Origin of the sequence: Halomonas sp. KM072, assembly GCF_050710315.1 — a bacterium.
Classification (GTDB): Bacteria; Pseudomonadota; Gammaproteobacteria; order Pseudomonadales; family Halomonadaceae; genus Vreelandella; species Vreelandella hamiltonii.
In genome coordinates this window covers 2,148,127-2,171,711 of sequence record NZ_CP136132.1, presented here as the reverse complement: position 1 = coordinate 2,171,711, position 23,585 = coordinate 2,148,127, and the positions used below count along the sequence as shown (strand labels likewise).

Genomic DNA, 23,585 nt, shown 5'->3' with positions numbered 1-23,585 from the left:
ACGGCGAATAAATGCTTCACTGTTATGGCTCAATTTCCCGCTAGTCAAACCTACATAAATGACCTAAAATATGACCATTATATAGACCATATATGAGGTTTTTATGCGCCAAGTATTAGCAGATTTTTCTGTAAGCATCTCAGAATTAAAGAAAAACCCATCGTCACTACTGTCCCAGGCCAGTGGCTCTCCAATTGCTGTCTTGAACCATAACAAGCCTGCTGCATACCTCATACCTGCAGATACGTATGAAGCAATTATGGAAATGATTGAGGACTACGAACTGGGCAAGCTGGTCGAAGAGCGCCGTGGTGAGCGCGCAGAAGCCATCGCGGTGTCACTGGATGACTTATAAGCTGAAATTTGTACCATCAGCACTGAAGGAATGGAAGAAGCTGAGCGCTCCTGTAAAAAGTCAGTTCAAGAAGAAACTGGAGGAGCGCCTTATTAATCCAAGAGTGCCTTCGGCAAAGCTTGGAGGCTACAGCTCCGTGTACAAAATCAAACTACGATCAGCGGGCTACCGTTTGGTTTATGAAGTGGTGGATGGGGAGTTAGGTTTTGTACGAAAAGTTGGCTCGCAAGCAACGGCCGATGCACGCCACGCATACCATCGCCTTAAAGCTACTTGCCAGCTTTTCATAGCGTGTGGCGATGCGGCGACATTCTTTAAGCCAACCAAAGCAGCGTTCTATCGCATTCCGTTGCCGATATTTGGGTTTGTCGAACCGCCTGGGTAGCCCAGGCCGGGTTCTTCGGTGCATGTTGCGCTGAGCAATCACGGATTTCATGCCGTGCCTGTCGCAATAATGACGCAGCTCATCGCTGTCGTATCCTTTATCAGCCACCATATAGCGACTACGTTTGCGAGGACGCCCGACGCCACCTGGTAGATGGATGCTCTCTAATGTCGCAACGAAGTGCCGAGAATCTGCCTCTTGACCAGGAGACAGCGTGAACGCCAGTGGCCAGCCATGACGATCACAAACCAAATGAATTTTGGTTGTTAAACCGCCGCGGCTACGGCCGAGCGCGTGGTCTAACGGTTCTTTCGAGCCCCCTTTTTACCGCCTCCAGCGGCAGCGCGTGTGGCTCGCACGGAAGTGGCATCGATCATCCACGTGTCTAGGTCCATAAGCCCATCTTCACGTAATTTGAGCTGCAAGCGAGAAAGTACCGCTTCAAAGGTGCCGTCATCACGCCACTTGCGGAACCGGTCATAAACCGTCGACCAAGGACCATATCGCTCGGGTAAATCACGCCATTTGGCGCCAGAACACAGCACCCAGAAGATACCATTGAGCATTTTTCGGTCATCCCGCCTGGGCCTGCCCATGGTTTGAGGAGGCGCCACGATATCTTCAATCTGTGCCCAGCCGTCATCAGAGATCTCGTAACGTCCGACCATTTTTTTCCCCTATGCTGCTTTTGCATAGGTAAAATTAGCAGATAAGGCTTTTCGTACAAAACCTAGTCATCTATGTCCTTGTCGTTGGTAAACGAGAGAAAGGGAAGGTTTACCAGACATTGAAGGACCGAAAATGAGCCTGGCAGCACGCCATAACAAGCAGTCGCAACGGACGCATAAATGCGCCGTTGAACATGGTCGTTATGCGCTTCTGCGACACATTCTGTCGTTTGAGTGGCGTAAGCTGAAAAAAAGAAAAAGGGAAAATTTATGTCGAATTTCGATAAAAACTTTGAAGCAGCACGCCTTGCCATGCTGGCTAAGCAACATTCAGACATTGTGAAAGTTACAGGTGAGGTGGTTTTCTGTGCTGAAGATGATGAAGACCGCTTGAGTGGCACCTCTTGGACACTTGAAGAGGATATTTTCGATCAGGTTACGGAGTCTGGTTTCAAATTGCATCTGATTGACCTTTTAGATGATTTTATTGCACACCGAGGCCAATGTAATGTGCTACCAAAAAAAGAAGGGATTGTTCGCTTCGGTGGTGGTGATTTGAGTATTGAGTGGTTGTCAGAAGGCTCAACTCACCTTTGCAAAGGAGACTCGTAATGGAGGCGCTGCTTGATGAGTATGGCAGGATTTTAAAAGAGTTAAAATTTGACTCATTTAACCATAATGAAGATAAGTACTCTGGTGTATTCTTGCCTGTCCCATTTGATGAATACTGGAGCTCTAGCCTAAAAGTAATGTTGGTTGGCCGAGAAACTGCTGGTTGGAATACAGACAATCAAAAAAACACAATTAAGCGTGTAGCAGAGTTTGCTGAAAATAATAAAATTTCCGATCTTGTGCAAGAGGCCACTGGGCGTTACAAAAGACATCTACCAGTGAGTAAGAATGGGAAAGTTATTACAAAAACTCGAAGTCGTTTTAAGCAGTACTTTTTTCGGCTGGCGAAGGAGCTTGAAGTTAATCCTGAGTCAATTATTTATGGGAATTTATTTGCTTGGGATTACAACAAAAAAAGCCCTAGAACACGCCCGAAAAATGAGCTAAAAGAAATAACAGAAGTTTCTAAAAAGCTTCTTGCCGCTCAGATAATGTGCTTGAGGCCAGACGTGATTATTTTTGCTACTGGCTTTGTTGGTGTTGATCAGGTAATAAGGGATCTATTCGAAGAGCACTTTAGTGGCTATGAAAATGGCGAAGTTATATCTGGGAAATACTGGGAGTTTAAGCCAGTTGACGACGAATTTTCAAATATTGAATGTTTTAGAATTGCTCACCCTAGAGCAACGCATGGACATAGAGAGTTTCGAGAAAAAGTGATTCAGAGCATTAAAGCTCGTGCTGCTGGCTAATAGTTCGCATAACAAAGCATTGCAGCGGACAAGCCGCTGAATGCGGCGTTAGCCACTTTCAGGTTATAGACAATTTCATTGAAAGCAATAAGGAGTAAATTGTGAAGAAGGAGTCGAGGACTAGTTTTGTCAACAGAGTAATGGGGCTTACGTTACGCTCTACTCAGGGGAAGTATTCGTACTGTAATGATCAAACTAAGCAAGTTCTTTTTAGTTTAAATTCGTCTAACGAAGATAGCGACTTGATACTTAGCCCTAAATGGTCAAAAAATGGCTATGCACATTCACTTAAACATATAGATAAAGTTAGATACCAAGGTTATGAGCTTCTCATTTTCAAAACTAAGACACGTAAAAATAGTCACGGTGAAACTGTTGCAGATGGGTTTGATCCTTTTTTAGAAAAAAGAAGGTTAGTTGTTCATGGAGAAGAATTCAGAGCTTTGCCGATAGAGATATCATATGAAAGTCTTGAGAAAATATTCAGGGACGAAATTATTAAATCCTCGAATGCTTCCCCTGAAGAGCGTCGTAAGCGTTTGAAAGCAGCAATTCCGAAACCCAAGAAAAGAACGGTTTCTACTGTTATTTACGAGAGAAACCCTGACGTTGTAGCTGAAGTTCTTTACAGAGCAAAAGGCAGTTGTGAAAAATGTTTGAACTTGGCCCCATTTAACCGTAAGTCAGATGGAAGTCCTTACTTGGAGGTACATCATCGAAAGCCTTTAGCTGAAGGTGGAGATGACACAGTTGCAAATGCGATAGCACTATGTCCAAATTGTCACAGAGCAGCACACTACGGCTAACAAGGCGCACCAGTCGCGGCCTGCGGCCGCTGGGACGTAAAACCGCTGACGCGTTTTTCCGCCCCTGTGCTTTGCGTTAAGGCGAGTCATGGAACTGATCGATTGTGCTTGAAATCCTGAAGACAAAATTACAAGCGATTGATAGCGAGTCTGAGTCTACGGCCCGCACGGAGATAGATGCTTATTATCAGTCTGCTAAATATGATGGAAATCGGTTTGTTGTTCCTTCATTTCAAAAGGTCAGCGCTGTTTGGTTAAAGCTGATCGCGGATAAGGAAAAATTGTCAAAGGATGAGCTTGCGAAGGTTCTGAGCCACCAGAATTCTGAAATTAGTTCCAAGGAAATAGCTGAGCTTAATGGTCTGATCTCAGAGCTCTTTGATGATTCGAGATATCTTGATCGGCTCAGCGGTTTTTCGGAGGGCATCGGTAGAAAGGCTGCATCCTACGGAATTCAGTTCGATCCAAGTGTGTATCGGTTTGATTTACATGAGAGTGCTTATCGAGTGGGGGTCAAGAACTCACTACGGAAAGCCCGTCGTGTACTTACCGCTGAAGTCTCTTTGCATAGCCTGCCGAGTACTCCTGAGTCGGTAAAAAGGATAAAGGTATGGCTTTCATTCATGCGGGCCAGGCCATGGCAGTTCTTAATTTTCGCATTCGCTTTGCTGGGTTTTGCCTTACTGTCCAGTATAGGGCTGCCAGATATCTTAGGATGGCTCAGCGAATCGCCAAAGCCTTAACAATCGGCTGCACGGCGACCGATTTTCCGCCGCTTCGCGGCTCCAAACCGGCGCGTGAGCCGGGCGTTATGTTTCCTGGAGTGATCCGTGGCTTCAGCAGAGCACGTGAAATATCGGAAAATGGAGTTTCAGCCCAATGTGCCCGATACACTCTTCTCCGAGGACGAAATCGAGCTGCTCATAACTTATGGCTCTTGGCTGGCAGCTCTGATGCGCGGGGCAATTACTCCCGAAACACCAGCTCAAGAGCGCTTCGTTGAGGTCTGTAACGGAAACAAAAATCCGGAAAGTCAGTTCGAAAAAGTCTGGGCCAAGTACATTAAACGCAAGGTTTGGGAGTCAGAAAATCCAGATTATGTGGACAAGCAAGAGGCTGATTTGCTGGTGAACTTGGGTATAACTGGTCGTGGATGGGGCGTTTACGGCCATTTTAAGTAAAACATAACAAGGCCAGGCACGGCGACGTCTACTACATTGCGGCTTCGCCTCCATTCCGTAGCCGCGCATGCTGGCTGGCGTTAACGGCCAGGCACTTGTAAGTTTTTGGCTGGTGCGGTGCAAAGGCCTTGGCACCGGGATTGGTTGTAAGCCCGCTCACTCTGGTGATTGCCAAGGCCGGAAAATTCGCTGTCTGGTTTGGTTGCCGCAACGGCCAGCGGTGTTGGTATTCATGGCGTGCCCCAGTCGTGGGGCCGTCCGTCTTAAACGGTAATCGGGCCGGTAGCGTTTGCGTTCTGGTTCCTTTCGCGATCCGTCGAGTTGGTGCAAGTTGTCCGGGAGAGGGCATGCGGCCTTTGATTCCAGACTCAACCGCGGTGGTGAACGGCCATTAACCAGGCGGTCAACCGGACGCCAAAAGCGTACCGCTTTTGGTTCCCTCCGCTATCGCTCCGGCGCCGGTTACCTCAGCGTTAGCTGTGATTGTCCCATCCGAAAAGTGATACTATAGTGCCACTAACAGTCTGATTCAGGGTGAGCCCATGAAAGTCGAGCTTGTTACGAACCTCAAGCGCCAAGCCACAAAAATTCTGGCCGATCTGCACCTGTCTAAAGAACCGGTACTGATCACGGTGATCCTGCCCAGTAACAGTGGACACCTTAAGAATGATCCTGCCCAGTAACGGTGGACACCTCAAGAACGTCATACGTTACGATGAGGTGAACCATGGCAAGATCGACAACATCAATGAAGAAAAAATCATATACCCGTTACTCAGATGGCTACCGGCAAGAAGCATTAGCGCTTGCTGATCGTATTGGCGTTGCAGCAGCGGCGCGTGAGCTGGGAATACACGCGAGTCAGCTCTATCAGTGGCGATCTAAAGCACAGCTGCAGCAAGACACATCCGAGCGAGAGCGGTCGTTGGCAGAAGAAAACGCCCGCTTGAAGCGCCAACTAGCCGAGGCAAATGAAGAGCTAGCCATCACAAAAAAGGCCGCGGTGTACTTTGCGAAAAGCCTGAAGTGAAGTACGCCTTTATCCACCGTCATCGTCAGGCGTTCAGTATTCAGCGTATGTGCCATGTTGTCGGGGTCGCCCGGAGTGGCTACTACGCTTGGCGGCAACGCGAAGGCGCATCGTCCCCAAAACGCAGCCAGCAAGCCATTATCGATCAGCATGTGGCCAAGGCTTATCACCAACGCAAGGGTCGCTCAGGCGCCCCGAGACTAACGCTAGACCTGCGAGATGATGGGATGCCGATCAACCGTAAGACGGTGGCTGCCAGCTTACAGCGTCAGGGCCTGCGCGCTAAAGCAGCTCGTAAGTTCAAGGCCACCACGAACTCACGGCATTCGCTGCCAGTCGCACCGAATCTACTAGAACAAAACTTCACGGCCTCAGCTCCTAATCAAAAGTGGGTGGGTGACATTACCTACTTGGCGACGGGCGAAGGCTGGCTTTACCTGGCAGTGCTCATTGATCTTTACTCTCGTAAAGTGGTCGGTTGGGCAATGAGTGAGCGTATGACGGCCGATCTTGTCTGTGACGCGCTACAGATGGCGCTATGGAGACGCAAAATGCCCAAAGGCGTGATAGTCCATTCGGATCGAGGTAGTCAGTACTGTTCCACGCGTTACCAATCGCTGCTTACCCGGCATGAGCTTACGTGCAGCATGAGCGCCAAAGGCAACTGCTATGATAATGCCTGTGCCGAAAGCTTCTTCCACAGCCTCAAGGTTGAAGCGATCCACGGGGAGCAATTTACAACGCGAAACGATATGAGGCGCCAGGTGTTTGAGTACGTCGAACTGGACTACAACAAACAACGGCGGCACAGTGCTATTGGGATGATCAGCCCAGAGGCCTTTGAAGCCCGAATGATCGCTTAAACCAGTGTCCACTCTTGCTGGGTAAGATCACTTCTTCCACAGCCTCAAGGTTGAAGCGATCCATGGGGAGCAATTTACAACGCGAAACGATATGAGGCGCCAGGTGTTTGAGTACGTCGAACTGGACTACAACAAACAACGGCGGCACAGTGCTATTGGGATGATCAGCCCAGAGGCCTTTGAAGCCCGAATGATCGCTTAAACCAGTGTCCACTGTTGCTGGGTAAGATCATGGTTTAGAAAAGCTATTTTACAAAACGAACATTGGAACAAAGAATGGGTTCTTCGTCACTTCACGTGGATTTGGCCTGATCGAATAGGCGGCCCACCGGGCTCCCAATCAGGTAGATCATGGCGATAAAGTTGGCCTCGTTCCGGTAGCCACGTGCTCGTGACCGAGCCGCTTGGAACAGACCATTCATTCCTTCCAGTCTTGCGTTCGTCAGTCCCGAGAGCCAGCGTCTGACCACCGTGTCGGCGTGCCGCTCAAGCGTCGCCAGGGCTTTCCCCATCGGCTTCAGCAGTGACTTTTCAGACACCGCCGCCTGCATGACCTTGAGGTAGTTCGTGATGCGCCACCGAGCCGCTCTGGGCGTTGGAGCCTTCTGGATCCAGCGTAGCTTCTCCTTGATCACCCAGGCATCGGCCGTGGCGCTCTGATCGGCCACCAACTCCTGGAGCGCCGAAAGCTGTTTGGGTGTCAGGTTCTTGTTATCCAGGTTCTTCAGCAGGGCCCAGCGCAGCGACTTGGGGTGCCCCTGCTCCCGGCGCTCTTTCTTGCGTACCTCGTCCAGCCGCTTGGTGAAGGTCTGTACGATATGGAACCAGTCGACCGTTACCTCGGCCTTGGGAAGGTGCTCGGTCACGCCGCTAAGGAAGGCTGGCGACATATCGCAGACGACCTCGACCACATTATTCGGGTCGCCGCCATGGGCCGCCAGGAAGGCGCTGAAAGCCTGGATGGCATCCTTGCCGCAGCCTGGGACGGCAAAGATAACCGGTTCCCGCTTGCGCTGCATGTCGAGGAACACCGTGACATAGCGATGACCGCGCCGGGAGGCGGTTTCGTCCACGCCGACCGTCACCACCTTGGACAGATCCAGTTCCCCCAACATGCGGCCAACGTAGTGGTGCACGATGCGCCATAGTCGTTTGTCGGAAATCTCCAACTGGCGGGAGACGGCCAGTACCGGCATCTCCTTGACCAGTGACATGGCCGCTTGCTCGAACAGCAGGGTAAAGTCGCTGCCCGGCCGGGCCCAGGGCACCTCTATGCGCTTGACGCCATGGTCAGGACACTTCGTGCGCGGCACGCGAGCATGCAGGTAACAGTGATGCTGAAAGAAGTTCAGATGCCGCCAGGTTTTGTCGGCAAAGTCATGAGCTTGGCAGGCCTTACCACATTCTGGGCAGGGATAGAGACTGCCTCGCTCCGCCTCGACATAGAGGTCCAGGCGGTGGGGCGACACGGCGGTATCCAGGTACTGGTTCTTGAGGATCCAGGGCGCTTCCAAGCCCAGGCCGAGTGTTAGAATCTGGGTGCCGTCCATGTCATACCTCCTGCCGCTGTGGAGGTCATATTCTGGCCCAGCTCAGGGGGCGAATTCCACACCCAACGTCGAAGAGCCAAAGAATGTAAACAAATTTGTGGAGATTTACGGGGTGCCGAGTTATAAAAAATCTCTCGGTGCACCCCACAAAGATGATCTTGTTGAGCCAGGGAATCTCATTCAAGATTTTTACAGCATGCATGATTATATCTATGCAAACTCTAATATAAAGAAACCGGATAGGATAACCACTAATATTTTAAATATTATATTTTGCAAGTTGTCAGATGAGCTTTCTGCGGATGAATATTGCGATTTTTACGTAAGGTACAGTAGAAACGATGAAGTAGAAGAAAAAAAGACTGGAGATGCGATAAAACGAATTTTTAGCAAGGTTAAATCCGATTATTCGGATATCTTCTATGATTCGGATCATATCGAATTTGACAACAAGACTTTATGTGAAATAGTTACAAGGCTCCAAAAATATGCTTTTATTAATTCAAGGTCTGACAATGTAGCAAATGCGTTTGAAGTATTTACTTCAGAGTCGCTTAAAGAAGATAACGGCCAGTTTTTTACTCCCAGAAATGTAGTAAATTTCGCTGTAGATATCGTTGACCCTCAGCCAGGTCAGCGAATGATTGACCACAGCTTGTGGGTCTGGTGGTTTTATTATTTAGGTTTTACACCGTATAAGTCGAGTTTTGGACAGCACTTTGGGTAAGAGAGTGCCCTTAGATAGGCTGATTACGCATAAAAAAGATATATACAAAAAGACGTTATTTGGCTTAGATCAAGAGCGTGACCTAGTCAAGATAACAAAGGCTTATATGTCTATCGTCGGTGATGGGACGGGTGGGATTTTTTCCGCCAACAGCTTAGATGTTAGAAAAGATCTACAGGCGTTTGGAAGAAAGGAGTTGAGAGAAAAGAATTTTGATATTGTTTTAACCAACCCTCCTTTCGGTAAAGACATCAAAGTTGTAGGCGATTTGGTGCGTGAATATGAGTTAGCAGATTTTTACGATAAGACGGGCACGACTAAATCAAAGAGATCTGCTGTAAGACCTTCGGTACTTTTTATCGAGCGTTGCGTTCGTCTTTTGAAACCCGGCTCTGAATCTATTGCCGGAATAGTTCTTCCTGTAGGCGATTTGAGCAATGATGAAGATCGGCATATTAAGGAATGGATTTTTGAAAACTGCTTTATTGAAGCAGTAATTCAGCTTCCTTCGGAAACCTTTCAACCGTATACCGGGACTCAAACATGCTTGATCTTTCTGAGGAACAAGGCTGAAGGCGATCAAGGTGATGTGTTCATGGCGCAAGTAGAAAAGGTTGGTAAAAATCAAAGAGGTAAGGCAATCTTCAAAAGAGACAAGCATGGCACTCAAATCCTCGATTCTCAGGGGCAAAATATTCTCGATGATGACCTGCCAGAGGTTCTTGAAGAATATCGGCGATTCAAAAATGGGAAAAGCTTAAATACAAAAATGTGCTTTTCTGTTAGGCCGAACGATGTATTAAAAAGTTTGCTTCCGAATTATCATAATCCAAAGAACCAAAACAAGAAAATTAATAATAGATCAATATCTTATAAAAGGCTGTCAAGCTTGTGCTCCGAGATATATACGCCGCCGAGGACAAGGCGCGTCTACGTTGAGGAAAAGTATGGGATTCCGTTTTTGTCAGGAACGCACATAACGCAATACATTCCCCAAAAAGTAAAATATATCTCTAAAACTGAAACAAAAAATTTGGAAAGATACATTGTTAGAGAAGGTGATATTGTACTTACTCGTGTGGGCACAATGGGCATTGTTAAGCTTATTGGAGAAGACTTAGATGGGTGGGCAGTTTCAGATAATATTAATATTATCAGGATTGAAAAAAGCATTGTTGATCCAGAGTATGTTTACTCAGTTTTGATAAGTAAATTTGGTCAAAACACAGTTCAGCAGGTTAAGAAAGGCTCTGTCCAGGATTACAACACCCCGAAAGCAATTGGCAATTTAGAAATCCCAGTTTTACCGGAACCTCAGTATTCGGAGATTGTAAATGATGTTAAAAAATCTGAAGCGAGGCGCGTTGATTCTGTTTATGAAATATTAAAAGCTTCGGATAATCTCAACAGTTACTTGTCATAATAGGATATTGCCTAGGTTTTGTACGAAAAGCCTTATCTGCTAATTTTACCTATGCAAAAGCAGCATAGGGGAAAAAAATGGTCGGACGTTACGAGATCTCTGATGACGGCTGGGCACAGATTGAAGATATCGTGGCGCCTCCTCAAACCATGGGCAGGCCCAGGCGGGATGACCGAAAAATGCTCAATGGTATCTTCTGGGTGCTGTGTTCTGGCGCCAAATGGCGTGATTTACCCGAGCGATATGGTCCTTGGTCGACGGTTTATGACCGGTTCCGCAAGTGGAGTGATGACGGCACCTTTGAAGCGGTACTTTCTCGCTTGCAGCTCAAATTACGTGAAGATGGGCTTATGGACCTAGACACGTGGATGATCGATGCCACTTCCGTGCGAGCCACACGCGCTGCCGCTGGAGGCGGTAAAAAGGGGGCTCGAAAGAACCGTTAGACCACGCGCTCGGCCGTAGCCGCGGCGGTTTAACAACCAAAATTCATTTGGTTTGTGATCGTCATGGCTGGCCACTGGCGTTCACGCTGTCTCCTGGTCAAGAGGCAGATTCTCGGCACTTCGTTGCGACATTAGAGAGCATCCATCTACCAGGTGGCGTCGGGCGTCCTCGCAAACGTAGTCGCTATATGGTGGCTGATAAAGGATACGACAGCGATGAGCTGCGTCATTATTGCGACAGGCACGGCATGAAATCCGTGATTGCTCAGCGCAACATGCACCGAAGAACCCGGCCTGGGCTACCCAGGCGGTTCGACAAACCCAAATATCGGCAACGGAATGCGATAGAACGCTGCTTTGGTTGGCTTAAAGAATGTCGCCGCATCGCCACACGCTATGAAAAGCTGGCAAGTAGCTTTAAGGCGATGGTATGCGTGGCGTGCATCGGCCGTTGCTTGCGAGCCAACTTTTCGTACAAAACCTAACAAGTGAATCAAGCCGACCGATTTTCCGCTGCCGCTCCAAATCGGCGGCTTATTCAAGGCGTTAGACTTGCAAGAGAACATCGCGCATCGTGATGTCGTTTTAACAACAGGAGACATGCCATGGTCAAAGTAGCCTTGTTCGTTCGCCTTGAAGCGAAACCCGGAAAAGAGAAAGAGGTTGAGAACTTCCTTGTGAGTGGCCTTCCCATCGTCAATGAGGAGCCTGACACTACTGCGTGGTTTGGCATTCGCCTTGGACCAAGCACTTTCGGAATCTTTGATGCTTTCCCGGATGAAGCGGGTCGGCAGGCCCATCTCTCCGGCAAGGTCGCAGCCGCGTTGATGGAAAAGGCAGGTGAGTTGTTCTCCGAGCCCCCGTCCATCGAAAACGTTGATGTACTTGCGGCAAAGCTACCTGGCTAGCAAGCCTAACAATTCGTTCAAGCCGAGACCGCTTCGCGGACTCGGCTTGGTGCTGTGGTATCGTTGCACCCGCCTCGGCCGCGTGCGCGGTCCGGCTTAACTCAGGTGTTAACTGTCAAAAGGAATATGCCATGTACAAGGAGTTTGAAAATCCGCTTCCGCCTAAATTCGGCCGAATGTTTGTTGGCAACGATGCGAAATTGAACCAGGGGCCGCCGAGACCAAATGACACCGTGACGATTCGGGCGGGTCCACAGACTTCTATATCCTTGTCGAAGAATGCGCCCCCGATCTCGTTAGCGGTGAACTAGTGGGTATTGGCCCAGATCCCAGATGGGAATACCAAGGCTGGTCCCACGGAGGCAAGATAAAGGTTCCAGAGTCAGCAGTTACGGCGATAATTCGGGCAGATTAATCAGTTAACCAAGCGGACAACCGGACCCTAAAAGCGTGCCGCTTTTGGTTCCCTCCGTTGCGCTCCGGCGCCGGTTACCTCATCGTTAGGGCTTACTGCGTCCCAGCCAATAGCCAGGTTTTCGGGAATGGTGGGCAACCGCAATGACTATAGCCTCTTCTGGCAGTTCAATGGCGACTATATCGTATGGGAAGCGCTCCAGAATCAGGCGTCTTGCACCGGTATCGCCGGCTTCTTTGGGGAGAGGTGATAAAGGGAGGAAGTCTTCTTCAATAACGTCGATAGCTGCATCAACAGCAGCGAAAAACTCGGCTCCGAGTCCAGGCTGCTCATATTCATACCATGCTGCTGCCTCTATCGCTTCCTGCGAGGCCTCTTCCAGTATCCTTACCTTTCGCACTGTTACTGGCCCAACCTCGCTCTCATCTTTGATCGAAATTCTTCACGGCTGAGCAGCGTGGCTTTTCCGCTTTTGACATTGGACACACGGCGAACAATTTCATCGTTCCACGCCTGTTCTACCGAGTCGTCACGGGGGCCGTCCAGACTCATTATGAGCTCGCGAGCCAACGCTGCACGTTCCGACTCGGAGAGAGTCGAGATCTGGGAGCGTAGGTGGTCTAATGTTTCGGTAGTCATGGAGCCTCCGCAAATGACGATACGATTATGCTATCCCTATTCAAAGGCCCTAACAAGGCCAGGCACGGCGACGGCTACTACATTCCGGCTTCGCCTACATTCCGTAGCCGCGCATGCTGGCTGGCGTTAGGCAGGGCGCTCGTCTTGACGTACGTACCTAGAGGCGTACACTTGGTGAAAAGTTAAACACGCAAGAGGTGCGTCATGGCCGGAATCACAGCAACTGAGGCGCGCAGCAACCTTTATCGGTTGATTGACGAGACCGCCGAGTCCCACCAACCAATCGTCATTATGGGTAAGCGGAATAAAGCTGTTCTGGTATCCGAAGAAGACTGGTCTGCCATTCAGGAAACACTTTACCTGCTCTCCGTGCCAGGTATGCGGGAGTCTATTCGTGAGGGGATGGATACCCCGGTCGAGGAATGCGATGAGGAGCTGGACTGGTGACATGGAAGTTGGTTTACACCAAGCAAGCCCAGAAAGATGCAAAAAAGTTGGCCTCCAGCGGCCTCAAACCAAAAGCCCAGGAACTGTTAGCGCTAATAGCGGAAGGTCCTTATCGCAAGCCGCCTCCGTTTGAGAAGCTAATTGGTGATCTTGCGGGGGCCTATTCGCGCCGCATTAATATTCAGCATCGCCTGGTCTACCAAGTACTGGAGGACGAGCAAGTGGTGAAAGTCCTCAGACTCTGGAGCCACTACGATTAATGCATAATCAGTAGTGATACCGGAGCTGGGCGATAAGCAAAGCGTCATCAGTGACTTTGTAAACTATTCGGTGTTCTTCGTTGATCCGGCGAGACCAGTACCCGGCGAGGCTGTGTTTGAGGGGCTCTGGTTTGCCAACACCTTCGAACGGTTCTCGTTTGGTCTCTTTGATCAGTTTGTTGATTCGGTTAAGAATCTTTTTGTCGGTTTTCTGCCAGCACAGATAGTCTTCCCAGGCGTTCTCGGAGAAGATGAGTTTCATTCAAGAAGTTCCTTTTCTTGACCACCGCCTTGCTCCAGCTCGGCAACGGATTCCAGCAAACGCCGTGCGTTTTTTGGTGCGCGCAGAAGGTATGCAGTCTCTTGCAGCGCCTCGTAGTCCTCTAGGGAGATCATTACCACGGACTGCGACTTGTTCCGGGTGATGATCACAGGGGAATGGTCTTCACAGACCTGCTCCATGGTTTTTGCTAGATTGGTTCTAGCGGCTGTGTAGCTAATGGCATCCATAAAGTTCTCCTGTACAGGATGTTGTACCATGGTCAGGATACCGTACGCAAAAAGATTTAACAATCGGCTGCACAGCGACCGATTTTTCGCCGCTTCGCGGCTCCAAACCGGCGCGTGATCCGGGAGGCGGATAACGGCACCCGGAAGTACCCCTGCTCCAAGCGCTTGGCCCACAGGCAATAACCGGCGGTCGTAAAATACAGCATCTTCATCTGAGTCTTGTGCCGATTGACGAAGACGAAATACTGGCTCGCCCGCAGGATGCGCTGCATATGAGCCAGCTGCGCCACTGGCTGCAGCAAGACTTTGGCCCTTCAGCACCATCACCAAGGACGACACCATGATTCAACCGGTTATTCTGAGCGGTGGCAGAGGCACCCGGCTTTGGCCGCTCTCCCGCGAGCAGATGCCTAAACAGTTTTTGCGCTTAACCGGCGAGCAGAGCCTGCTTCAGCAAACGCTCACCCGCCTTGAGGGCTTGACGACGCTACCGCCGATGCTGATGGGCCACCACTCCCACCGTTTTTTGATGGCTGAACAGCTGCGTGAAGGCCAACAGGAGGGCCAGATTGTACTAGAGCCAGCAGGGCGCAATACCGCCCCGGCGATTGCCTGCGCGGCACTGCTGGCAAGGCAATCGGGCGAAGACCCGCTGCTGCTGGTGTTACCCGCTGACCACGTGATAGGCGATGCGCTAGCGTTTACCGATAGCGTGCAGCGTGCTGAACCGCTCGCGGAGCAGGGCTATTTGGTCACCTTTGGCGTGGTGCCGACGCACCCAGAAACCGGCTACGGCTACATTGCCTGTGGCAATGCGCTGGGGGCAGGGCACTATCTGGAGGCGTTCATCGAAAAACCCGCGCTAGAGCGCGCCAAAGCATTGCTTGAGCAGGGCGATACGCTCTGGAATAGCGGTATGTTCTTGCTGCGAGCCTCCCGCTATTTGGCGGAACTTGAACGGCTTCAGCCAGACATGCTGGCCGCCTGCCAAGAAGCCGTAGCCCGCGCCCACCGTGATTTGGATTTTCTGCGCTTGGACGAGCAGGCGTTCCAGCGCTGCCCCAGCGAATCGATCGATTACGCGGTCATGGAGCACTGCTCCCAGGCTGCCGTGGTGCCTTTGGATGCCCAATGGAGCGATATAGGCAGCTTCGATGCGCTGATGGCGACCCATACGCCTGATACAGCGGGCAATGTGGTCACCGGGGATGGGGTGTTGAGCGATACTCAGCGCTCGTTAGTGGTAGCGAACCACCGATTGGTGGCCACACTTGGCGTTGAAGACCTGATCGTGGTGGAAACCTCGGACAGTGTACTGGTGGCCCATCGCGACAAGGCGCAGGGCGTTAAGCAGCTCGTCGCGGCGCTGACTCAGGCTGGGCGCAGCGAGCCGCATACCTCGCCGCAGGTACACCGCCCTTGGGGCAGCTTTCAAGCCATGAACAGCGGCGAGCGCTACCAAGTGAAGCATATTACCGTGCGCCCTGGGGCGCGGCTTTCGCTACAGCGCCACCACCACCGCGCCGAGCACTGGGTGGTGGTCAGCGGCACGGCTAAGGTGACGCTGGATGAACGCACGTTTTTGGTCAGCGAGAACCAGTCCACTTACATCCCCATTGGCGCACTGCACCGTTTGGAGAACCCGGGCAAAATCCCGCTGGAGCTGATCGAGGTACAGTCCGGCAGTTACCTGGGCGAGGATGATATCGAGCGGTTGGATGACGTGTACGCTCGCCACAGCGATGAGTAATTGAGCGCACTTACCAGAGCCAGCTACCGGGCCGTGCCGGTGGCTGGCCTTTACGCACCGCCACCCAACCGATAATGCAGCGCACGCCTAGCCATACCACCAGCAGCGGCCAGAGTAGCGTCCCGATAAAGATCAGGCTCAGGGTAAACGTGACGATAAAGTAGAGGCTGCCGATCCAGAACGTGCGGATGAGGTAGCGGTAGTGGGCCTGTAGCCAAGGCGCTGCTTCTTTGCGATAGACATAGGCGATAATCACACCGATCAATAGCGTGACATTAGCCGTGACCAGCCCTGCTAAATAGAGGGCATAAATAATTTGCGTGGGACGCGTATCCTGTTTGGGGAGGTACTGCTCAGTCATGCCCATCCTCACTTAATAGAGACGGAAATCGTTGGCGTTAGGCAGCCCTTGCTGCTCTTCCACCACTTTGCGGTAGCGTTTGTACTCCCACTGATACTGCGCCGGGTCCAGGGCAACGGAGGCTTCAACGCTGGCATTCACGCCGGTAGCTGACTCTGTATCATCAGTGCTATACACCCGCTCGTCAGCATCTAGGAAGTGGATCTCGAAGCCTTTGCCAGGAATACGCAGGGCCACACCGGTGACCACCCGTGCCTGTGTGCGCGCCACCAGCTTGGGTAACAGCGTCGCGGTATAGGAATCGCGGCCATAGAACGGCGCAAACACGCCGCTACCCCAGTCCGGCTCTTGGTCCGGCAAAATACCAATGGCCTCGCTACGTTTCAGCGCTTTGAGCAGCGCCGCCACGCCCCGTGGATTAGTGGGCACGAGCTTTGCCCCCATGCGCTCGCGGCCATGGCGGATAATCGGCTCCAGCTCTGCGATTTTGGGCGGCTCGTACATAGCGGTAAACGGAAAGTGGCTGGAAAGCCAAAAGTTCAGCACTTCCCAGTTTCCAAAGTGAGGAGCAAGCACGATCACGCCGCGCCCCTCGGCCCGGGCGCTATCCAGCTTGTCGCGGCCATGTACCGCTAGAATGCTGGCTTCTACCTTCTCGGGCGGGGCCATCCAGGCGTGGCCGAGTTCCAGCATCGTCGCGGTGGAGTGCTGTAGGCTCTGTTTGGCCAGGGGTTGCCGTTGACTGGCAGGCGCGTCGGGGTAGACCACCTTCAGATTGATCTCGGTTACCTTGCGCTCGCGTTTGCTAAAGCGATACACCTGCGGGCCGACCAGAGCCGCAATGCGCCAGAGCCAGCGCACCGGCCAGCGGGAGAGCGTGCGCCATAGCGTTGCAATGGCACGGGCTTGAAAGCGCGATGCTGGGGGAGTTGCCTGTTCGGTCATGGGTTACAGTAGCCAGCTATCGACATTGGAGGGCGCGCGCTTCTCCTGCAGCCCTTTAAAGCCCTTTACGCAGCGCACGATAAACCACACGACCAGCGCCAACAGCATGGGGAAGCCAACAAGAATCAGGGTAAGCAGCGTAGCGATACTGCCGTAGAGCAGACCAATCCAGAAGGTGCGGATCTGATAGCGGTAGTGCTCATCTAGCCATACTGGACCTTTGTCGCGGTAGACATAAGCAATAATCACGCCGATCAGTGACGTAAAACCCAACACAAAGCTTGCTAGGTAGAGAGCGTAAATCACCATGGCCATGGTGGTGTCTGGGGCGGGGGAGGTCTCTTCCGACGAAGTGTGGTGGTTGACCACTTCGCCTTCCAATGGGGCGTCATCACGCATGGGCGTACCTTTTCTATTCAGTTTAATTCGAGCATCCAGCGGACACCTTTTCTGCACGCTATGATAGCGTGGGCAGTGCGACTTATCACCCGCAGGCCACCCACGCCTAGGGTTGAGCGCTTAACGCGCTGCCGGGCGGCAGATTTCCAGCAGGTTGCCGTCGGGGTCGCGCAGGTAAAGCGACTCGATGGGGCCGCTGGCACCCTGGCGGGCCACGGGGCCAAGCTCGACCTCGATGGCCAGTGCATCCAGGTGCTGCTTAAACTCGTCCAGCGGTAGCTGGCAGCGCAGGCATAAATCCAGGCTGCCCGGTGTCGGCGTGGCTGAAATGGGCGCGATATCGGTATCGGTTTGGTGCAAGCGCAGGGCCGTGTCACCCAGCATCAAGTCAACGCGCTGAGCGTCCCGATAGCGTACATCCAGGCCTAATACACGAGAGTAAAAATCCACTGCGCGACCCATATCGGTCACGGTAACCACAAGATGATCCAGACCTGAGAGCATGCCTCTTTCCTTAATACAAACGTAAAACCAGAGAATACGATGATGCGACGCTGTCCGCTATGCCACGCGCAGGAGTCTGCGCTGTACCACCAAGACCGTCGCCGTGATTACTACCAGTGTGCCACGTGTGCGCTAGTGTTTGTGCCTAGCGAGCAGCATTTAACCGCTGCCGCCGAAAAAGCCGAGTACGACCAGCACCAAAACTCGCCGCAGGATACGGGATATCGGCGCTTTTTGGGGCGTTTATTTAATCCGTTGGCAGCAAAGCTAGCTCCTGGTGCAAGAGGGCTGGATTTTGGCTGCGGCCCTGGGCCAACGCTCTCGGTGATGTTTGAGGAAGCGGGCTTTGATATAGATGTGTATGACATCTTTTACGCGCCCCATGCCGCGAATCTGACTCGCCAGTATGACTTCATTACCGCCACCGAAGTAGTGGAGCACTTGGCGGCACCGGGCGAGGCGCTGAACCAGCGGGTCGCGCAACTGCTACCCGGAGGCTATCTTGGGCTGATGACCAAGCGAGTCACTAGCCAGCAAGCCTTCGCCCGCTGGCACTATATTAACGACCCAACCCACGTCTGCTTTTTTAGTGAAGCGACCTTCCGCTGGTGGGCGGCTGAACAGGGTTTAACAGTCGAATTTACTGGCAACGACGTGGTAATTTTTAGAAAACACTAATCTGCTTGCTATAAGGGCGAAAAAGCCTTGACTTTGCGCCTATGGAAGCAATAATTGCGCGCCCGTTTTCTTGCCTGTTTGATGTGATGGCGTGTTAACGGCAACGATTCATCCATTGAGCAAGGTGAGGTACGCATGTCGCGGCAACTGCTGGCCATGGCGTTAGCGCCCCTACTAGGGCTGTTTATTCTTGGGATTGGCAATGGCTTTCTCGCCACGCTGATTACCGTGCGCTTAGACGCAGCAGGTGAATCGGCGACGGTGATCGGGATTGTCTCGTCAGCCTATTTCATCGGCCTGGCCCTGGGTGCCATGTTCAATGATCGCCTGTTGCTGCGCATTGGCCATATTCGTGCTTACGGCAGTTTTGCATCGCTGGTGGCCGTCACCGTGCTGTTGCAGGGGTTGTTCTTCGACCCTTGGGCGTGGTTTGCCCTGCGCCTGGTGGGCGGTTGGGCCACGGTGGGTGTTTATCTGGTCATTGAGAGCTGGCTGCTCACGGCGGGTGACCAGAAAGTGCGTGGCCGCCTGCTGGCACTCTACATGATCTCCCTTTACGCCGCTGGGGTGCTGGGGCAGCTTATGCTCGGTGTCACCAGCGCCATGGGTGACACCGCGCCCTTCATGGTGATCGGCCTGCTGGCGTCGCTGTCGGTACTGCCGATGGCCATGATTCCCCGCGTATCGCCGCTCATAGAACACGCCGAGCCGCTACCCCCGCACCGGCTGATCACCATGACCCCCACCGGTGTGATGGGCAGCCTGGGGTCGGGCATGGTGGTGGCGGCGGCTTATACGCTGCTGCCGCTCTATCTCCAGCGTATCGGCATGAGTGTCAATCAGGTGGGGCAACTGATGGCGGTGGTGATTCTTGGCGCCATGCTGCTGCAATACCCCATTGGCCGCTGGTCGGACCGCCATGACCGCCAGATGGTGCTGATCGGCATCAGCGCGTTCTGCGTGGTGATCTCGGCAGCCATGCTCTGGCTACCGCTCTCTACTCCTTTGTTGGTCGCGCTGCTGTTCCTGCTGGGTGGGGGCGTATTTGCGCTTTACCCGGTGGCCGTGAGCCACGCCGCCGACCGTGCGCCCGCAGGGGCGCTGGTGCGCATGAGCCAGGGCCTGTTGCTGATCAACTCCATCGGGGCCACCATCAGCCCGCTGATGATTTCGCCAGTGATGACTGCCATGGGGGATGCCGGACTGTTCTGGGCCTTTGGCTCGCTCAGCCTGTTCTTCGTGCTGTTCTTCACGTGGCGCCGCAGCGTACGCCCGGCCCCGGTCCCCGTGGCGCCGTTTACCGCCACGACGCCCATGACCGCTGCCGGTGCTGAACTGGTGGTCACCGAGGAGCTGGTACAAGGGGCGCTTGAGCACGAGCACCTGGAAGACCTGTCTGACGTTGTGCCTGAGGTCGACGTGGCCGAACCCTTAGTAGGGCCGCCTCAGGAAGACGAGAGCCATATTACCTATTACGACGATGTAGAAACCGAGGCGCGTCGGTAGGTGAACTGCAATATCGAGTAAGGTGAGACCTTGGGCTAATGGTGTGGCGAAAGTAGGGAAACTACTATCGGCGATAGTGTTTTTGCTATTTCACCGCATTTGCCTGGGGTTTTGCCATGAATTATTACGCCGCGCCGGTCCGAGATCTGCGCTTTGTGCTCGAAGAGATGTTAGCGCACCGCTCCTTGGCGTTGCCGGGGTTTGAAGAGGCGACGCCTGATCTCGTCGAGGCTGTGCTGGAAGAGGCTGCGAAACTGGCGGGCGATGTCTGGGGCCCGCTCAACAGCACGGGCGACCGCCAGGGGGCTAAGCGCCATACTGATGGCAGCGTCACCACTTCTGAAGGCTTTGCCGCCGCCTATCAAGCTTATGTGGAGGGCGGCTGGAACGGTATTGGTGTGTCTGAAGAACTGGGCGGGCAGAACCTACCCGAAGTGGTTGCCAGCGCGGTGCAGGAGATGCTCCACGGCGCGAACATGGCGTTAGGGCTATGCCCGATGCTCACCGCCGGTGCCATCGAGGCGCTGGCTCATCATGGCAGCGATGCCTTAAAAGCGACCTACCTGCCCAAGTTAGTTGAAGGCTCCTGGACTGGCACCATGAACCTCACCGAACCCCAGGCGGGGTCGGACCTTTCCAAGGTGCGCACCAAAGCCGTTCCAGAAGGCGATCACTACCGCATCAGCGGCCAAAAGATCTACATCACCTGGGGCGAACACGACGCCGCCGAGAACATCATTCACCTCGTCCTTGCCCGCAAGCCCGATGCCCCAGAAGGTAATAAGGGTATTTCGCTGTTCCTGGTTCCCAAATTTCTGGTGAACGACGACGGCACGCTCGGCGAGCGAAATGACGTCACCTGCGCCTCCATCGAGCACAAGCTCGGCATTCACGGCTCGCCCACTTGCACGCTGAGCTTTGGGGAAAACGGCGGTGCCATAGGCTACCTCGTAGGTGAGGAAGGTCGCGGCCTGAACCACATGTTCACCATGATGAACGAGGCGCGCCATAAAGTAGGCATACAAGGGATTGGCGTGGCCGAACGCGCCTGCCAGCACGCGTTTGCCTACGCCAATGACCGCACCCAGGGGCGCTCACCCAAGCAGCGTGGCGGCAGCGACTGCACCATCAGCGACCACTTCGATGTGCGCCGTATGCTGCTGTCCATGCGTGCCCGTACCGATGCGCTGCGTGCGCTGGCCCTCTACTGCGCTGGCCAGCTGGATGTTGCCCGTCATGCGGCCGATGACGCCGAGCGCCAGTCGGCCCAGGCCTGTGTGGATGTACTGATTCCTATCGTCAAGAGCTTCTCTACCGACCAGGCCGTGGACATTGCTTCCATGGGGGTTCAGGTGCACGGCGGCATGGGCTACGTGGAAGAGACCGGCGCTGCACAGCTGCTCCGAGATGCCCGCATCGCGCCCATTTATGAAGGCACCAACGGCATTCAGGCGCTGGACCTGGCAGGTCGCAAACTGCAGCGCGATGGTGGTGCCGCCTTGTTGGCCCTGTTGGCCGAGGTGCGCAACACCGCTGACGAGCTGGGTAAGAGTACGCGGCTGAATGCCATGGGGCCGCTGCTGAGCGATGCCGCTGACGACCTGCAGGCCGCCATGGAAATCGTGCTGGAGCAGGGTAGCCACCCTGAACAGGGGCCGGATGCTGTGCAAGCCTACGCCACGCCTCTCTTGAACCTGGCGGGCCACGTGCTGTGCGCCTGGCAAATGGGCCAGGCGGCGCTGCATGCCCAGCAAGCCATTACCCAGGGCAGCGACGACCCGTTCTATCGCACCAAGCTGTGCAGCGCCGAGTTCGTCATCCACCAGTGGCTGCCGGTCGGGCGTGCCCAGCGCGCGGTGATCGAGGCCGGCATGCAGTGTTTGAGCGACTTCGATAGTCAGCAGTGACGTTGACGCTTTGCTATCTCTTTCCATGGCATCTTCGCCGACCGTCAAGGTCGGCGTTTAACTTTTAATAACAATGAAACGGTCGTTTTGATTTTCATTGAACATCAATGCTTCATTCCGGCCTTGTATCTTAAAAATTAACAATATTTATAACCAAGGAGTTTTTATGCAGTTGAAACATCGCCAACATGGAGAAGAACAGCCCTACTGGCCTTTAGGGCCATTTAAAGTCCGCCTACCATTTGTTCATTACCGATGGGAAATGGCTGAAATGATCCAAGGGCTAATAATGTTTGTGGTTAGCCTTGCCATGATACCGTTGCTGGAGCAGTACCTGGGCCTGCCTTACGATATAGCGTTAGCCTTCGTGGTGGTTTGTGGCATTGGATTTATGCTGCCAGCATTACTTGGGGTGCCTATGGTGCCAGGTTGGATTACCCCCGCAGTGCCGGTGGTGCTGGTCTTTTTAGGTGACTTTGAACCGGGTGATGAAGCCATTCAGGCTCTGTTTGCGCTACAGTTTTTAGTATTTTTGATTTTCTTCTTTTTAGGTGTTACGGGGCTCGGGCGAAAGCTGGTGCACTTGGTGCCCAATTCACTACAGGCCGGGATCATTATCGGGGCTGGTATTGCAGCAATTACAGGCGAGATACAGCAAGGTGGGCGCTTGGCAGAAACGCCAGTTTCTTTGATTGCAGGTATGCTGATTGCTATTTTTATGCTGTTCTCCGTAGCGTTTAAACGCTGGGTTGCCGACCACCTGGTCGTACGCAGGATTGCTAATTATGGCATGGTGCCCGGCATGGTGGTCGCTATTTTGATTGCTTGGGCAATAGGCGAGTATCCACGTCCAAGCATTGAGTGGGGGGTGACGCAACCCAACTTTTCAGATATGTGGGCCTACCTGCCCTTTAGTGTCGGCTTTCCAGGCATTGATGTGTTTATGCTGGCGCTGCCTACCGCGGTGATTGCTTATGTCATTGCTTTTGGTGACATCGTCGTGGGTCGTACGCTGATGTCTCGTGTTGACCATATACGCACGGATGAAAAAATCGATTACAGCACGGATCGCATTCACCATGTCACTGCTATTCGTAATGGTATACATGCTTTCTTTGCTCCCTATCCTGGGTTGGCAGGCCCCATCTGGACAGCGGTGACAGCCACAATGGCTGAGCGTTATAAAAATGGTCGCAATGCCATGGAGTCGATTTACAGCGGAGGAGGTACTTTCTGGATTACGGGGTTCATTGCGCTCTTTACTCTACCGTTAGTAAGTATGTTTCAACCCGTGCTGCCGATAGCTTTATCGTTAACGTTACTGCTCACTGGGTATATTTGCTTGATGGTTGGTATAGAGCAAACTAAAAATACGGCAGAGCGCGGCGTGGCAGGCACTATGGCAGTTGTGCTTGCTGTGTATGGGGCAGGGTGGGGGTTGGCTGCTGGTGTCGTGCTTTATGTGCTTGTACAAAAGCAGAACATGTTCGGACGCGAGCCTCGTTCTGATAGCGACCTTGAACGTCATGACAACCACTAACAATAGGCCTTTTCAGGT

The 23,585-nt window shown here is 52.8% G+C and carries 28 protein-coding genes and 3 pseudogenes; 21 read left to right on the top strand and 10 right to left on the bottom strand.

The annotated features are described in order from the left end of the window. Positions 1 to 103: 103 nt before the first annotated feature. A complete protein-coding gene (locus RVM26_RS10385) occupies positions 104 to 355 on the top strand; it encodes a type II toxin-antitoxin system Phd/YefM family antitoxin (RefSeq protein WP_044629029.1) in 252 nt (83 codons plus the stop codon). Next, positions 345 to 527: pseudogene (locus RVM26_RS10380) on the top strand (type II toxin-antitoxin system RelE family toxin); the annotation flags it as partial. The gene RVM26_RS10385 and the pseudogene RVM26_RS10380, both read left to right, overlap by 11 nt. A 27-nt stretch (positions 528 to 554) precedes the next feature. Here the strand turns inward: RVM26_RS10380 and RVM26_RS10375 are convergent. Then, positions 555 to 1,408, bottom strand: a protein-coding gene (locus tag RVM26_RS10375) for an IS5 family transposase (protein ID WP_137095258.1) whose coding sequence is annotated in 2 segments (ribosomal slippage) — positions 555 to 1,066 and positions 1,066 to 1,408 — 855 coding nt in all. Because the reading frame shifts where the segments join, the coding sequence is not laid out codon by codon here. A gap of 270 nt (positions 1,409 to 1,678) precedes the next feature. Between RVM26_RS10375 and RVM26_RS10370 the strand changes: the two genes are divergently transcribed. The 8 genes and pseudogenes from RVM26_RS10370 to RVM26_RS10335 all read left to right on the top strand — a co-directional run. Further along, positions 1,679 to 2,020, top strand: coding sequence for a hypothetical protein (locus tag RVM26_RS10370; RefSeq protein ID WP_044629031.1), 342 nt, complete (start codon positions 1,679 to 1,681; stop codon positions 2,018 to 2,020). Further along, complete coding sequence (locus RVM26_RS10365) at positions 2,020 to 2,772, top strand: hypothetical protein (RefSeq protein ID WP_498938499.1); 753 nt, start codon at positions 2,020 to 2,022, stop codon at positions 2,770 to 2,772. Before RVM26_RS10370 ends, RVM26_RS10365 begins: the two co-directional genes overlap by 1 nt. 101 nt (positions 2,773 to 2,873) lie before the next feature. Beyond that, positions 2,874 to 3,578 (top strand): HNH endonuclease, encoded by a 705-nt coding sequence (locus tag RVM26_RS10360; RefSeq protein WP_287148666.1) that lies wholly within the window; start codon positions 2,874 to 2,876, stop codon positions 3,576 to 3,578. 104 nt (positions 3,579 to 3,682) lie between these two features. After that, complete coding sequence (locus RVM26_RS10355) at positions 3,683 to 4,321, top strand: hypothetical protein (RefSeq protein ID WP_044630829.1); 639 nt, start codon at positions 3,683 to 3,685, stop codon at positions 4,319 to 4,321. Between the two features lie 87 nt (positions 4,322 to 4,408). Next, entirely contained in the window at positions 4,409 to 4,759 is a 351-nt protein-coding gene (gene maoP, locus RVM26_RS10350) for a DUF413 domain-containing protein (RefSeq protein WP_052509985.1), read from the top strand. 542 nt (positions 4,760 to 5,301) lie between these two features. Next, positions 5,302 to 5,391 (top strand): annotated as a pseudogene (locus RVM26_RS10345) (type II toxin-antitoxin system prevent-host-death family antitoxin); the annotation flags it as partial. Positions 5,392 to 5,486: 95 nt separating this feature from the next. Further along, positions 5,487 to 6,652, top strand: a protein-coding gene (locus RVM26_RS10340; protein ID WP_213262697.1) for an IS3 family transposase whose coding sequence is annotated in 2 segments (ribosomal slippage) — positions 5,487 to 5,748 and positions 5,748 to 6,652 — 1,167 coding nt in all. Because the reading frame shifts where the segments join, the coding sequence is not laid out codon by codon here. Positions 6,653 to 6,677: 25 nt separating this feature from the next. Beyond that, a pseudogene (locus RVM26_RS10335) lies at positions 6,678 to 6,854 on the top strand (IS3 family transposase); the annotation flags it as partial. 91 nt (positions 6,855 to 6,945) lie between these two features. Here RVM26_RS10335 and RVM26_RS10330 read toward each other — a convergent pair. Then, positions 6,946 to 8,202, bottom strand: a complete 1,257-nt coding sequence (locus RVM26_RS10330) for an ISL3 family transposase (protein WP_172415914.1) — start codon at positions 8,200 to 8,202, stop codon at positions 6,946 to 6,948. Here RVM26_RS10330 and RVM26_RS10325 point away from each other — a divergent pair. The 4 genes from RVM26_RS10325 (at position 8,201) to RVM26_RS10310 (ending at position 11,706) form a co-directional block, all read left to right on the top strand. Next, positions 8,201 to 8,929 (top strand): N-6 DNA methylase, encoded by a 729-nt coding sequence (locus RVM26_RS10325; RefSeq protein ID WP_058578382.1) that lies wholly within the window; start codon positions 8,201 to 8,203, stop codon positions 8,927 to 8,929. The two genes, RVM26_RS10330 and RVM26_RS10325, sit on opposite strands and share 2 nt — an antisense overlap. Beyond that, positions 8,922 to 10,352, top strand: a complete 1,431-nt coding sequence (locus tag RVM26_RS10320; RefSeq protein WP_044630832.1) for an N-6 DNA methylase — start codon at positions 8,922 to 8,924, stop codon at positions 10,350 to 10,352. The genes RVM26_RS10325 and RVM26_RS10320 overlap by 8 nt, the downstream gene beginning before the upstream one ends. A 77-nt stretch (positions 10,353 to 10,429) precedes the next feature. Next, positions 10,430 to 11,283, top strand: a protein-coding gene (locus tag RVM26_RS10315; protein ID WP_498938494.1) for an IS5 family transposase whose coding sequence is annotated in 2 segments (ribosomal slippage) — positions 10,430 to 10,772 and positions 10,772 to 11,283 — 855 coding nt in all. Because the reading frame shifts where the segments join, the coding sequence is not laid out codon by codon here. A 120-nt stretch (positions 11,284 to 11,403) separates the two neighbouring features. Then, a complete protein-coding gene (locus RVM26_RS10310; RefSeq protein ID WP_054640923.1) occupies positions 11,404 to 11,706 on the top strand; it encodes a putative quinol monooxygenase in 303 nt (100 codons plus the stop codon). A gap of 500 nt (positions 11,707 to 12,206) precedes the next feature. Here RVM26_RS10310 and RVM26_RS10305 read toward each other — a convergent pair whose 3' ends face one another. Next, the gene (locus tag RVM26_RS10305; RefSeq protein WP_044630801.1) at positions 12,207 to 12,521 is read right to left on the bottom strand and encodes a type II toxin-antitoxin system RelE/ParE family toxin; all 315 of its coding nucleotides are present in this window, start codon (positions 12,519 to 12,521) and stop codon (positions 12,207 to 12,209) included. Between the two features lie 2 nt (positions 12,522 to 12,523). After that, entirely contained in the window at positions 12,524 to 12,760 is a 237-nt protein-coding gene (locus RVM26_RS10300; protein ID WP_044630802.1) for an addiction module protein, read from the bottom strand. A 204-nt stretch (positions 12,761 to 12,964) separates the two neighbouring features. Here RVM26_RS10300 and RVM26_RS10295 point away from each other — a divergent pair, with 204 nt between their 5' ends. After that, entirely contained in the window at positions 12,965 to 13,207 is a 243-nt protein-coding gene (locus RVM26_RS10295) for a type II toxin-antitoxin system Phd/YefM family antitoxin (protein WP_044627930.1), read from the top strand. After that, complete coding sequence (locus RVM26_RS10290) at positions 13,204 to 13,467, top strand: Txe/YoeB family addiction module toxin (protein WP_287807946.1); 264 nt, start codon at positions 13,204 to 13,206, stop codon at positions 13,465 to 13,467. The genes RVM26_RS10295 and RVM26_RS10290 overlap by 4 nt, the downstream gene beginning before the upstream one ends. Before the next feature lie 7 nt (positions 13,468 to 13,474). On the opposite strand, the gene RVM26_RS10285 is transcribed toward RVM26_RS10290, so the two are convergent. Continuing rightward, entirely contained in the window at positions 13,475 to 13,729 is a 255-nt protein-coding gene (locus RVM26_RS10285; protein WP_287807944.1) for a Txe/YoeB family addiction module toxin, read from the bottom strand. After that, positions 13,726 to 13,977 (bottom strand): type II toxin-antitoxin system Phd/YefM family antitoxin, encoded by a 252-nt coding sequence (locus RVM26_RS10280; protein WP_044627927.1) that lies wholly within the window; start codon positions 13,975 to 13,977, stop codon positions 13,726 to 13,728. Before RVM26_RS10280 ends, RVM26_RS10285 begins: the two co-directional genes overlap by 4 nt. Before the next feature lie 340 nt (positions 13,978 to 14,317). Between RVM26_RS10280 and RVM26_RS10275 the strand changes: the two genes are divergently transcribed. After that, the gene (locus RVM26_RS10275; RefSeq protein ID WP_498938490.1) at positions 14,318 to 15,727 is read left to right on the top strand and encodes a glycosyltransferase family protein; all 1,410 of its coding nucleotides are present in this window, start codon (positions 14,318 to 14,320) and stop codon (positions 15,725 to 15,727) included. A gap of 10 nt (positions 15,728 to 15,737) precedes the next feature. Here the strand turns inward: RVM26_RS10275 and RVM26_RS10270 are convergent, their stop codons facing one another. The 4 genes from RVM26_RS10270 to RVM26_RS10255 all read right to left on the bottom strand — a co-directional run bounded on the left by RVM26_RS10270 (position 15,738) and on the right by RVM26_RS10255 (position 17,936). Beyond that, positions 15,738 to 16,088 carry a DUF4870 family protein gene (locus tag RVM26_RS10270; RefSeq protein WP_044627925.1) on the bottom strand — a complete coding sequence of 117 codons (351 nt, stop codon included), beginning with the start codon at positions 16,086 to 16,088 and terminating at the stop codon, positions 15,738 to 15,740. 12 nt (positions 16,089 to 16,100) lie between these two features. Beyond that, positions 16,101 to 17,033: a lysophospholipid acyltransferase family protein gene (locus tag RVM26_RS10265; RefSeq protein ID WP_287807940.1), complete on the bottom strand. Its 933-nt coding sequence runs from the start codon at positions 17,031 to 17,033 to the stop codon at positions 16,101 to 16,103. A 3-nt stretch (positions 17,034 to 17,036) separates the two neighbouring features. After that, positions 17,037 to 17,432: a DUF4870 family protein gene (locus RVM26_RS10260; protein ID WP_498938488.1), complete on the bottom strand. Its 396-nt coding sequence runs from the start codon at positions 17,430 to 17,432 to the stop codon at positions 17,037 to 17,039. 120 nt (positions 17,433 to 17,552) lie between these two features. Then, positions 17,553 to 17,936 (bottom strand): glyoxalase/bleomycin resistance/extradiol dioxygenase family protein, encoded by a 384-nt coding sequence (locus tag RVM26_RS10255; RefSeq protein ID WP_062373496.1) that lies wholly within the window; start codon positions 17,934 to 17,936, stop codon positions 17,553 to 17,555. A gap of 39 nt (positions 17,937 to 17,975) precedes the next feature. On the opposite strand from RVM26_RS10255, the gene RVM26_RS10250 reads away from it, so the two are divergent. From RVM26_RS10250 to RVM26_RS10235, 4 genes are all read left to right on the top strand, one after another. Continuing rightward, positions 17,976 to 18,614: a class I SAM-dependent methyltransferase gene (locus RVM26_RS10250; RefSeq protein ID WP_287807935.1), complete on the top strand. Its 639-nt coding sequence runs from the start codon at positions 17,976 to 17,978 to the stop codon at positions 18,612 to 18,614. 135 nt (positions 18,615 to 18,749) lie between these two features. After that, positions 18,750 to 20,120, top strand: a complete 1,371-nt coding sequence (locus RVM26_RS10245; RefSeq protein WP_498938485.1) for an MFS transporter — start codon at positions 18,750 to 18,752, stop codon at positions 20,118 to 20,120. A gap of 116 nt (positions 20,121 to 20,236) precedes the next feature. After that, positions 20,237 to 22,027 (top strand): acyl-CoA dehydrogenase, encoded by a 1,791-nt coding sequence (locus RVM26_RS10240; protein WP_498938483.1) that lies wholly within the window; start codon positions 20,237 to 20,239, stop codon positions 22,025 to 22,027. A 166-nt stretch (positions 22,028 to 22,193) separates the two neighbouring features. After that, positions 22,194 to 23,567 (top strand): solute carrier family 23 protein, encoded by a 1,374-nt coding sequence (locus RVM26_RS10235; protein ID WP_193460783.1) that lies wholly within the window; start codon positions 22,194 to 22,196, stop codon positions 23,565 to 23,567. The last annotated feature ends 18 nt before the right edge of the window (positions 23,568 to 23,585 follow it).